We start from the raw sequence: 12,052 nt of genomic DNA on the forward strand, positions 1-12,052 counted from the left end.
CAGGGTCAGGGCTTGTTTTTCAGGCGCAAATCACCGGCAAACAGCCCGCGTTCACGAGCCCAGACGATCGCAGCACTACGGCTGTGCACCCCCAGCTTGGAATACACCGTGGCCACATGGTTACGCACGGTGTTGGGCGCCAGTTTCAGGCGCGAGGCGATTTCTTTGTCCGCCAGGCCCTCGCAGATCAGGCCCAATACATCGCGCTCGCGGGCGGTGAGGTCGGTGAAGGAAACATTCGGCAGGTTGGGGCTGTTGACGCTCTTGGCGTTGGCCAGCTTCTCGATCAGGGTCTGGCTGAACCAGGACGCATCCTGCATGACTTCCTCGATGGCCGCCACCAGTTCCAGCTCCGAGCGTTTGCGCTCGGTGATGTTCATCAGCACCATCAGGTAGCAGGGGACGTCCTGGATAATCACGGTGTCGGCGGATACCACGCAGTCGATCACCTCGTTGCCTTTCTTGCGCACCTTGAGGTCCTGGCCTTCAAGGTTGCCGGCTTTTTCCAGGGTGGCGAACAACTGCGCGCCGGCCTGGGGGCTGTCGATGAAGTTGATGTCTTCGATGGATTTGCCGATCAATTCCTCGCTGATGTAGCCGGTGATGCTCATGAAGGCTTCGTTGATGTCTACTACCTGGCGGTTGTCGGCACTGCATACCAGGGTCGGCACGGGCGTCAGGCGGAAGGATTTGGCGAAGCGTTCTTCGCTCTGGCGCAGGGCGATCTCGGCTTTGCGCCGAGGCTCCAGGTCGGTGAAGGAAAACAGCATGCAGTCTTCCTCGTTCATGTCCAACGGTTGGCCGGCGACGATCACCAGTTTGCTGCCACCTTCGGGCAGTCTCAGTTCGGCCTGCATCTGCGGGATGGTCGCGCCTTCGCCCAGGCGCTGGATCGCCAGGTCCTTGCGCTCGGCCTGTTCCAGCACATCCAGTTCATACACAGATTTGCCGATGACCTGGTCGCGGTTGTAGCCGGTCATCTCCAGAAAACCCTGGTTGACCTTGATGTAGCGCAGGTCGCTGAGGCGACAGATCACCGCGGGCGCCGGGTTGGCGTTGAAGGTTTTCTCAAAGCGTTGCTCGGCGCTGGCCCATTCGGTGGCGTCGCTGAGGATCAGTACCAGCAACTCAGGTTCACCCTGGGCATCGGTCAGCACCAGGCTGCGCAGGCGATGTACCCAACTGCGGTGTTCGTCGTCGGCGGGTGTGACTTCCACCACCACATCGCTGAACTCTTCTCCGGCAGCCACGCGGCTGAGGGGGTAGCTGTCCAGTGGCAAGGGATGGTTGTTGCGATAGCGCAGGGCAAAGCGTTTGGCGTACGCCTCGGTATTGGCGCCCAGTTCCTTGACCTCGCTGACCCCATGCATGGTCAACGCCGCTTCATTGGCCCAGAGAATGGTCTGGTCGACCTCGGCCAGAATCACACCGTCGGACAGCCCGGAGATGATGGTTTGCAGTTGGCGGCGGTTGGTTTCTTTGGCGAGAACATCCTGGGTCATAACGTCTCCGATTAGGGCAGGGCAAGGCACATTGGGTTACGACATCCTGGCTTCAGGATAGTGCAGAGTAATTACCCACGGGGCAGTGCGAATGCACCAGACCACCTGGTGCATATGGGCCAGGACTGAACGTATGTCGTTTCGCCACACTCACACCCATCAAGGCACATTGCCTTGCTCCTCAATTTGAAAAGGACCTTTGTATGACCACTGTCTATGAAACCAATCGATCGCTGTTTCGAGTGTCGTGGAGCTCGGTATTGGCCGGTAGTGCAATCGCACTGGTCACCTACCTGGTCTTGAGTGTGTTGGGCACCGCCATTGGCGCCAGTGCCGTTGACCCGATGGAAGCGGGCAACCCGTTGAGCGGTTTTGGCACGGGTGCGGGTATCTGGTTGTTTGTATCGACTCTGGTCGCCATCGCGTTGGGCGCGTTCGTGGCCGGCCGCACCGCGCCGGATCGTGGCGGCCTGCATGGGGTGCTGACCTGGACCTTGACCACCTTGCTCACCACTTGGCTGTTGGCGGGCCTGGCTTCCAGCGTGGTCGGTACGGCCGGCAACGTGGTGGGTAAAGGTCTGTCTGCTGCGGGCAGTGGCATTGCTGCCGCCGCGCCGGGGATTGGCAATAGCATCAAGCAACAGTTGAACGAGCAGGGCATCGAGTTGGACTGGAACAGCCTGCAAGGCCAACTGGATACCTTGCTCAAGCAGAGCGGCAAGGCTGAACTGGACCCTGCCAATGTCGAGCAGAAAGCCGATCAGGCAGCTGTCGATGGCAAGCAGTCGGCTACCGATGCAGCGACCAATCCTGCCCAGGCCGGTGATGAGCTCAAGCAATGGTTCGAACGTGTGAAAGCGTCCGGCGAGCCAGCATTGAATGCAGCGGATAAAGAGGCGCTGGTCAACATCGTCGCGGCCCGCACTGGCAAGAGCAAAGAAGAAGCCACGCAGATCGTCGACAACTATGCCCAGGCTTATCAGCAAGCCATGCAAAAGTTTGATGAGCTGAAAAAGCAGGCTGAACAGAAAGCCCGTGAAGCCGGTGAAGTCGCTGCCAAGCAACTGTCCCGCGCGGCCTGGAGCACCTTGGCCATGCTGCTGTTGGGTGCGGCGTTGAGCTTCTTTATTGGTCGTATCGCGCTGACTACCCGTCGCGTGCCTTTGGCTTAAAGATGTCTGCGGCAAGGACGCCGCCGGTGTGAAGGGGTAAAATGCTGGCATTTTACCCTTATCCCACAAAGGTGACCCTTGAGCGCAGGCAAAGCCGTCGGACTGTTATTACTCACTTCCCTGTTGGCGGCGTGCGGCACCTCGCCGCCACGCACGCCCAACGACCTCTGCGGTATCTTCCGCGAAAAAGACGACTGGTACGACGCCGCCAAGGTCACGCAAAAGCGCTGGGGCGTACCGATCCAGGTGCCGTTTGCCATCATGTATCAGGAGTCGGGCTTTCGCCACGACGCCAAGACCCCGCGTAAATACCTGCTGTGGATCATCCCATGGGGCCGCGTCTCCACCGCTTCCGGCTATGCCCAGGCCAAGGATGAAGTATGGAACGACTACCGCAAAGCCACCGGCCGCAGCGGCGCTGATCGCGAAGACTTCGACGACGCGATCGACTTTATCGGCTGGTACATGGACAAGACCTACACCATCAACGGCGTCTACAAATACGATGCCTACGGCCAGTACCTGAACTACCACGAAGGCTGGGGCGGCTACCGCCAGCGCACCTATGCCAGCAAAGCCTGGCTGCCGCCGGTAGCGAGCAAGGTACAGGCGCGTTCGCAGATGTATGCGCGCCAATATGCCGGGTGCAAGGATGAGTTGGAGCGCGGGTTCTGGAGCCGGTTCTGGCATTGGTTGTAAAGGGTCGACACGGCGACCTCTGAATGCATGCAGATTCAATGTGGGAGCTGGCTTGCCTGCGAAAGCGGTCGTGCAGTCACAGGTGCATTGACTGACACACCGCCTTCGCAGGCAAGCCAGCTCCCACATTGGATTCTGACGCGGCTGTATGCATTCCAGCGAACGGTCCACCATCACGTTGGCCATTTTCCTGCACTTGCCAAACCCCTCCGATTCTGGGAAAACCCCAGCCTTTGGCCCCTTCAATGAGAACCCCATGAGCAACGACGAACTACAGGTCACCGACATCCGCCTGGGCGACGGCAAAGCCGTGGTCAAAGGCGCGCTGATCACCACCCAATACACCGGCACCCTGGAAGATGGCACGGTGTTCGATTCCTCCTGGGAGCGGGGCAAACCGTTCCAGTGCGTGATCGGCAATGGCCGCGTGATCAAGGGGTGGGACCAGGGCTTGATGGGCATGCAGGTTGGCGGTGTACGCTCGTTGTATGTACCGGCGCACCTGGCCTATGGCGAGCGCTCGATGGGCGCGCATATCAAACCCAACAGTAATCTGCGCTTCGAAATTGAATTGCTGGAAGTGCTGACACGGGATGATTGAAGAGGTTGAACATGGACGTTGATCCACAGGTGTTGCCTGGCAGTTTCCTCGAAGGCATTCGGGTGGTTGAGCTGCTTGGCTGCGATGAAGCTGAGCTGCAGCAGTTTTTTGAACAGGCGCCGGCTTACTTCATCGCGGTGAATGGCGAACCGGCTACCCCGTCCGAAGCACGGGAAGAATTACGCGGCCAATTACCCGCCGGCTGGCATTGCAGCCGCCTGTACTGGCTGGGTTACCGAGATGCGCAGGGCCACCTGGTCGCCGTGGTGAATATCGCCGCGGATTTGCTCGCCACCGGGGTGTGGCACATCGGGTTGCTGCTGGTGCATGCGCGCTGGCACGGCAGCGGGCTGGCGCAGCGCTTGCACGCGGACCTTGAGGCCTGGGCGGTGGCGAAGGGCGCCCAGTGGCTGCGGCTGACGGTAGTGGTGGGCAATACCAGGGCCGAGCGTTTTTGGCCCAGACTTGGATATGTACAGGTGCGTACCCGCGAGGGCATCTCGATGGGTCGGCAGGTGAATAAGGTGTCTATCCAGGTAAAGGGTGTTGCCAGCGCGAGCATTGAAGACTACGTGGCGTTGGTTGAAAGGGATCGACCTGATACGCCATAGCCAGGGATGTACATCAATCCCAGGTAGACGCTGATCGAGCTGACGCACCGCGATCCAAATGTGGGAGCTGGCTTGCCTGCGAAGACGGCCTGACAGTCAACACAGTTGGACCGTGTACATATCCATTCCTGCGGTAACGGCTACTCAGGGTTCCGCTTTTATAGCGGCTCACTTTTGAAAAGCCGGACTGCCGGCCCAGACAAAAGTAAGCAAAACGCTCTTTCCTGAACCCATCCTGAAGAATCTTCTTATTCACCAAGCTGGCACTTTCCTACGGTTTACTCCGCCAACATCGGGGCGTAAGCTTCGCGCGTTTTCATCAATAGCGGAGACCCTCAGTGGGTACTTGTTCGAGTGACAGTCGTCGGCCGGTTTCGGTAACCGGCCTCTACTTGGCAAGGTAACGCGCATTTTCCAGATGCCGTTGTCTCGCCTCATAAAGCGAGAAGCGGCATCCCGGCGGTGGCCACTCCTGGCAACTGCCTGATTCCCTCTCATCGACGCTGACCAGCACCTGGGTAACGCCTGGATGCTACGGACGCGCCTGCCTGTTACGGCGGGCGGGCCAGGTTCGGCTGTGCCTGTGTGACGGGCGCGGTGTGGACGGGCAGTACCTGCACGACGGTTTTTCCTCGCGCAGGAGTTACACCATGAACCTCACTTTGCTCAAAGAGTTCTTCGCCGGTTTCCTGCGGACCCGGCATATCGCCCGGCATTTTCGCCGCCTGGCGATGCTGGAGACCGTGACCGATGCCAGCGTCAGCCGCGAAGTACCGCCCAGCCTGGCGCAGACACTGGTGGCCTCTGCCAACCGCAGCACTGTGCAATTGCTGGGCGTGCTGGGCAGCCACGCCGAGGGCTTGAGCACTCAGGAAGCCGACGCCTTGCGCGTGCAATACGGCCTTAACGAAGTCGAGCACGAACAGCCGCTGCCGTGGTGGGTGCACCTGTGGCATTGCTACAAGAATCCGTTCAACCTGCTGCTGACCCTGTTGGCGGTGATCTCTTGGCTGACCGAAGACATGAAGGCCGCCACGGTGATTTTCTCCATGGTGGTGCTCTCGACCCTGTTGCGCTTCTGGCAGGAGGCCAAGTCGAACAAGGCCGCCGACGCCTTGAAGGCCATGGTGAGCAATACCGCGACGGTGCTGCGCCGCGATGCTGCCAAGCGCATTGAACTGCCGATCAAACAACTGGTGCCAGGCGATCTGATTATATTGTCGGCCGGCGACATGATCCCCGCGGACTGCCGCGTGCTCAGCGCCAAGGACTTGTTCGTCAGCCAGGCGGCGATGACCGGCGAATCCATGCCGGTGGAAAAGTTCGCCCACCAGCAGGACGCCCACACGCGCAACCCGCTGGAGCTGGAGAACATTCTGTTTATGGGCACCAACGTCGTGTCCGGCGCCGCCACGGCGGTCATCCTCGCCACCGGCAACAGCACGTATTTTGGTGCCTTGGCGCAACGCGTCACGGCGACGGACCGTGCGACCACCTCGTTCCAGCAAGGGGTCAACAAGGTCAGTTGGTTGCTGATTCGCTTTATGTTCGTGATGGCGCCGCTGGTGCTGTTCATCAACGGCTTCACCAAGGGCGACTGGACCGAGGCGTTACTGTTCGCGCTGTCGATTGCGGTAGGCTTGACCCCGGAAATGCTGCCCATGATCGTCACCTCGACCTTGGCCAAGGGCGCGGTGTTTCTGTCGCGCAAGAAGGTCATCGTCAAGCGCCTGGACGCGATTCAGAACTTCGGCGCCATGGACGTGCTGTGCACCGACAAGACCGGCACGCTCACCCAGGACAAGATTTTCCTGGCGCGCCATGTGGACGTGTGGGGCCAGGAGTCGGACGACGTGCTGGAAATGGCCTACCTCAACAGCTACTACCAGACCGGCCTGAAAAACCTGTTGGATGTGGCCGTGCTCGAGCATGTGGACATCCATCGTGAGCTGAAAGTCGGTACCGCGTTCCACAAGGTCGACGAGATCCCATTCGATTTCAACCGCCGCCGCATGTCGGTGGTGGTGGCCGAGGAGCACCAACCGCACCTATTGATCTGCAAAGGGGCGGTGGAGGAAATTTTGTCGGTGTGCAATCGCGTGCGTCATGGTGACGTCGATGAGGCACTGACCGACGAACTGCTGGCGCGCATTCGCCAGGTGACGGCGGCCTTTAACGAGGAAGGGCTGCGGGTGGTGGCGGTAGCGGCGCAGCCGATGCCGGCAGGACGTGACACCTACACCCTGGCCGATGAAAACAACCTGACGCTGATCGGCTACGTGGCGTTTCTCGACCCGCCCAAGGAAAGCACCGCGCCCGCCCTCAAGGCCCTGAAGGCCCACGGCGTGGCGGTGAAAGTGTTGACCGGCGACAACGAACTGGTCACGGCGAAGATCTGCCGCGAAGTGGGCCTGGAGCAACAAGGCTTGCTGATGGGCAACGACATCGAGTCGATGAGCGACGCCGAACTGGCCCTGGCCGTGGAAACCACCAATGTGTTTGCCAAGCTCACGCCCAGCCACAAGGAACGCATCGTGCGGCTGCTCAAGGCCAACGGACATGTGGTCGGCTTTATGGGCGATGGCATCAACGACGCTCCGGCGTTGCGCACGGCGGATATCGGGATTTCGGTGGACAGTGCGGTGGACATCGCCAAGGAAGCGGCCGACATCATCCTGCTGGAGAAGAGCCTGATGATCCTGGAGGAGGGCGTGCTGGAAGGCCGGCGCACCTTCGCCAACATGCTCAAATACATCAAGATGACCGCCAGTTCGAACTTCGGCAACGTGTTCTCGGTGTTGGTGGCCAGTGCCTTTATCCCGTTTTTGCCGATGCTGCCGATGCACCTGCTGGTGCAAAACCTGCTGTATGACATCTCGCAGATTGCGATTCCGTTCGACAACGTCGATGACGAGATGCTTGCCACGCCGCAACGCTGGCAGCCGGGGGAAGTGGGGCGCTTCATGTTGTTTTTCGGGCCGATCAGTTCGATCTTCGACATCACCACGTTCGCACTCATGTGGTATGTGTTTGATGCCAACACTCCAGACCACCAAACGCTATTTCAATCCGGCTGGTTTGTGGTGGGGCTGCTGACCCAGACCCTGATCGTGCACATGATCCGCACGCCAAAAATCCCATTCCTGCAAAGCCGCGCAGCGCTGCCGTTGATGTTGATGACCGGCGTGATCATGGCCGTGGGGATATTCCTGCCGATGGGGCCTTTGGCGCACTACTTCAAATTGCAGGCGCTGCCGTCGCTGTACTTCGTGTTCCTGCCGGTGATTTTGCTGGCGTACATGGCGCTGACTCAGGCAGTGAAGGGCTACTACATTCGCAGGTTTGGCTGGCAGTAACAGGTTCCATGCAACATCGCAAATCCTGTGGGAGCCGGGCTTGCCCGCGATGACGGTGTATCAGTCGCCAGATTCATTGGTGGTGTACCGCTATCGCAGGCAAGCCAGCTCCTACAGGGACCTGCGAGTTACCAATGTGCCGCTGCATTCATGGAGATTTCTTATGCAGGCAATCAACAACATCAACCTCAACTCCCTGGTCGACACCGTGGTCAGCCTCAGCGCTGCGTTTATTCTCGGTGGCCTCATCGGGTTCGAGCGCCAGTACCGCCAGCGCACCGCCGGCTTACGTACCAATGTGCTGGTGGCGGTGGGCGCGGCGATCTTTGTCGACATGGCCAACCGACTGGGCGGTGCGGAAGGCGCGGTGCGCGTGGTCGCTTACGTGGTGTCGGGCATTGGCTTCCTGGGGGCGGGTGTGATCATGCGGGAGGAGGGCAATGTGCGCGGGCTCAATACGGCCGCCACCCTCTGGGCTTCGGCCGCGGTGGGTGCCTGCGCCGGCGCCGACCTGATCCTCGAGGCGTTGCTGGGCACGCTGTTTGTGCTGGCGGCCAACACCTTGCTGCGGCCGATCGTCAACAACATCAATCGTCAGCCCTTGGACGTGGTGTCGGCAGAGGTCACCAATATCCTCTATGTCATTGCGCGCCGCAGTCAGCAACAGGCCGTGATGGTGTTACTGGAAGCCGAGTTGGCACGCTGCAACTACCCTGCCAGCGACGTCGACGTGCGACCGTTCGGCAGTGACGAAGTGGAAATCGAGGCCATCCTGGCCGCCACGTCGGTGGATGGCGACGAACTGGACGCGCTGGTGGCGCGCCTCTCAACGTCAACCCTGGTGGTGCAGGCCTTCTGGAGTCCGAGCACCACCGACTGATCCTTATGGGCTGGCCAGGATTGGCTAAGCTTGCATGTGGAAAAATCCTACATGTTGTCCGGATTATCCCTTCGGTTGAAACATCATTGCATTGCTAAAGTTGGGTACTTGCGGCTGTTGCGCCGTTGAGGCCCGGCGTTCGTCGCTCTGTTGAGTTAATTGAAAGGGCCAGACACTGCTTGGTTACCGCTTCAAGGAAGCAGTGCCGCTTGTCGGAACTGTCATTTCTCACAGGTACCCAGGTCCGGCGTGATGTGTAAGGGTATTTTGTCCACATAAGGAAGTTTTATGAGCAAAGCATTAATTGTGGATGACCATCCGTTTATCCGGGCAACGGTCAAACACCTCCTGCAATTGGAGGGGTTTGATGAGATTTTTCAGGCGGGGGATGGCGCTGACGCCATGCAGTTGGCGAGGGAGCAACGTCCCGAGCTGATTATCCTCGACCTGGCGATGCCTAAATTAGGCGGGTTGGAGGTTATCAGCCGCATCAAGGCGTTGGGCTTGCCGTGCAAGATTCTGGTGCTGACCTCCTACCTGGCGGTATTTTTTTCTACCCGTTGCATGCGTTCCGGTGCGATGGGGTTCGTCGCCAAGACCGGTGAGCTGGATGAGCTGCAAAAGGCTATCAAAGCGATCATGTCGGGCTACAGCTGCTTCCCCAGTTTGCCGACCAGTTCGGTGCGCCGCGATGATCTGCAAGAAACGGAACGGCAGATGATCGAGTGCTTATCGGACCGTGAGTTAACCGTATTGCAAATGTTGGCCCTGGGGCTGGGCAACAAGGAAATTGCCGAACAGATGCTGCTGAGCCACAAGACCATCAGCACTTACAAGACTCGACTCAAGGAGAAGTTACGCATGTCTTCGGTAGTGCACTTATCCAAGTTTGCCCAGCGCAACCATCTGATCTGAATTGAGATGATCACCACCGCGTTTATAAGGTTCGCCATGATCTTCTGGATGAGCCTGTTACCTCAGATCGCGGTGGCCCTGGATGAGCCCCATGCTTTGCGGCTGTTGGGGCACTCACGTATTGACACCCCGCAGGTAGCACTGGACGAGTCTGATTGGCGCTGGCTGCGCGAGCGGCGCACATTGTTGATGGGGGTTTCTGCTCCCGATTACGCGCCTTTTGACTTGACCAATAACAACGACGAGCTCGAAGGTATCACCGCCGATTTTGCCGCACTGGTGGGTCAGGCCCTGCATATCTCCATAGAGGTACGGCGTTACGATACCCGCGATGAAGTGATCGAAGCCTTGAAGCAGGGGGGCGTGGATTTTCTCGGTTCCGCCAATGGCTACGAAGCGGCCGACCCGCAACTGCTTTTGTCTCGCTCCTACGCCAACGATCAACCGACCCTGGTGACTCGCAGCGGCGATAGCCAGGTGTTGAACGACGACCTGGCGGGCAAGCGTGTAGCGATGCTGTATCACTATATGCAGCCCGACGCCGTTCGGGCGTTTTACCCCCAGGCCCAATTGGAGTTGTTTGCCTCGACTTTCGAAGCCATTGGTGCCGTAGCGTTTGGTCGCGCCGACGTCTATTTGGGGGATGCTATCAGCAGCAACTATCTGATCAATCGCAATCACCTCAACAATGTACGTATGGCGGATTTTTCCGGCTTGGAAGTCAACCCGTTTGCGTTTGCCGTCGCCCGCGAAAATACACGTTTACTGCCCATTCTCAATGCCGCGCTGGAGGCGATTCCCGCCAGCGAGCAGATGGAAATCCTGCGCCGCTGGAGCGGAGGTAACCTGGGGATAATCGGCGTTGACCGGTTGCATTTGAGTGCCAGCGAACAACGCTGGGTGCAAAAGAATCCAAGGGTCAGAGTCGCGGTACTCAATGACTTTCTACCGTTATCTTTTATTGGTGATCAAGGCCAGTTCGAAGGGTTGAGTGCCGAGGTACTATCGCGTATCAGCTTGCGTACCGGCTTGAAGTTCGATGTGGTCCCGGGCGGCTCATTGCCGCGCCAGATCAATATCGTCAGTGCGGGTACGGCGGACATGCTGGCGGTCGTCACGCCTAGCGCGGAGCGTGCTGAAAAAGTGCGCTTTACCCGGCCCTACCTGACCAATCCCTTTGTGCTGGTAACCCGTAACGGTCCCCACAGCCCGCTCACGCTGGAGGACATGGTCGGCAAACGCCTGGCCATGGTGGTCGGCAATGGCCTGCATGAAGACATAGCGAAAAATTTTCCAGGTGTGATGTTTGTCGACGTGGAGAACCCCCAGCAAGCCATGGCGCTGGTGTCCAATGGTGACGCCGACGGCGCGGTCAACTCGTTGATCAGCGCACGTTATCTGATCACCCGGTATTACCGCGACCGCTTGCGTGTCAGCAGCACGGTTGGCATTGAGCCTGCACGCGTGACCTTTGGGGTAAATCGCAGTCAGTTGGAGCTATATTCGATCCTCGACAAGGCGCTGCTGAGCATCACCCCTCAGGAAATGGACGAACTGATTGGCCAGTGGCGTAGCGAGGTCATCATCGAGGACAGCTATTGGTTGCGTTATCGTAATGTGATTCTTCAGGGCTTTGGGTTGGCGGCGTTGTTGTTGGCCATCACGCTGGGCTGGGCGATTTACCTGCGCAGCCTGATTCGCAAGCGCCTGCAGGCCGAGCGAGCGCTGAGCGATCAGATGCGGTTCATGAGCGTATTGATCGACGGCACGCCGCACCCGATTTACGTGCGTGATCGCCAAGGGCGATTGATGGCCTGCAATAACGCCTACCTCGACGTGTTTGGCTACAAACTTGAAGACGTGATCGGCAGGACCGTAGTGGAAACCGACATCGAAAACCCGCCACAGGCCCGGTCGTTTCATGACGATTACCTGCGCTTGATGGCCGGCGGCGAGCCGCAGATTCATGATCGAATCCTCAAGGTGCCCAATGGCGATGTGCTGACCATTTACCAGTGGATGCTGCCGTATCGCGACGGCGACGAGAAGGTGGTGGGCATGATTGCCGGTTGGGTAGACGTAAGCGAACGGCACCGGCTGCTCGGCCAGCTACAGGAAGCCAAGGACGATGCCGACGCCGCCAATCGCGCCAAGACGACCTTCCTGGCGACCATGAGCCACGAGATCCGCACGCCGATGAACGCCGTGATCGGCATGATCGAACTGGCCTTGAAAAATGCCGAGCAGGGACGGGTCGACCGCGATGCTCTGGAGGTGGCCTCGGTGGCTTCGCGGGGTATGTTGGAGCTGATCGGC

General features: G+C 59.1%; 9 protein-coding genes. 8 read left to right on the forward strand and 1 reads right to left on the reverse strand.

What is annotated here, in order from left to right; genetic code table 11:
• Nucleotides 1–5 precede the first annotated feature (5 nt).
• Nucleotides 6–1,502, reverse strand: coding sequence for a PAS domain S-box protein (locus tag APH41_RS24705; RefSeq protein WP_014717983.1), 1,497 nt, complete (start codon nt 1,500–1,502; stop codon nt 6–8).
• A gap of 203 nt (nt 1,503–1,705) precedes the next feature.
• Here APH41_RS24705 and APH41_RS24710 point away from each other — a divergent pair, with 203 nt between their 5' ends.
• The 8 genes from APH41_RS24710 to APH41_RS24745 form a co-directional block, all read left to right on the forward strand.
• Nucleotides 1,706–2,674 (forward strand): hypothetical protein, encoded by a 969-nt coding sequence (locus tag APH41_RS24710; RefSeq protein ID WP_054922056.1) that lies wholly within the window; start codon nt 1,706–1,708, stop codon nt 2,672–2,674.
• Nucleotides 2,675–2,752: 78 nt separating this feature from the next.
• Complete coding sequence (locus tag APH41_RS24715) at nt 2,753–3,373, forward strand: hypothetical protein (protein ID WP_054922058.1); 621 nt, start codon at nt 2,753–2,755, stop codon at nt 3,371–3,373.
• A 256-nt stretch (nt 3,374–3,629) separates the two neighbouring features.
• Nucleotides 3,630–3,974 (forward strand): FKBP-type peptidyl-prolyl cis-trans isomerase, encoded by a 345-nt coding sequence (locus APH41_RS24720; RefSeq protein WP_054922060.1) that lies wholly within the window; start codon nt 3,630–3,632, stop codon nt 3,972–3,974.
• Nucleotides 3,975–3,985: 11 nt separating this feature from the next.
• Nucleotides 3,986–4,585, forward strand: coding sequence for a GNAT family N-acetyltransferase (locus tag APH41_RS24725; RefSeq protein WP_054922063.1), 600 nt, complete (start codon nt 3,986–3,988; stop codon nt 4,583–4,585).
• A gap of 650 nt (nt 4,586–5,235) precedes the next feature.
• Nucleotides 5,236–7,941 (forward strand): magnesium-translocating P-type ATPase, encoded by a 2,706-nt coding sequence (mgtA, locus tag APH41_RS24730; RefSeq protein WP_054922065.1) that lies wholly within the window; start codon nt 5,236–5,238, stop codon nt 7,939–7,941.
• A gap of 163 nt (nt 7,942–8,104) precedes the next feature.
• Nucleotides 8,105–8,821, forward strand: a complete 717-nt coding sequence (locus APH41_RS24735) for an MgtC/SapB family protein (RefSeq protein ID WP_003190369.1) — start codon at nt 8,105–8,107, stop codon at nt 8,819–8,821.
• 288 nt (nt 8,822–9,109) lie between these two features.
• Complete coding sequence (locus APH41_RS24740) at nt 9,110–9,736, forward strand: response regulator transcription factor (RefSeq protein WP_034127079.1); 627 nt, start codon at nt 9,110–9,112, stop codon at nt 9,734–9,736.
• A gap of 6 nt (nt 9,737–9,742) precedes the next feature.
• Nucleotides 9,743–12,052 (forward strand): transporter substrate-binding domain-containing protein (locus APH41_RS24745; protein WP_177333593.1); only part of this gene is annotated, 2,310 nt, incomplete at its 3' end.

This window comes from Pseudomonas sp. NBRC 111138, assembly GCF_001320835.1.
Classification (GTDB): Bacteria; Pseudomonadota; Gammaproteobacteria; order Pseudomonadales; family Pseudomonadaceae; genus Aquipseudomonas; species Aquipseudomonas paracarnis.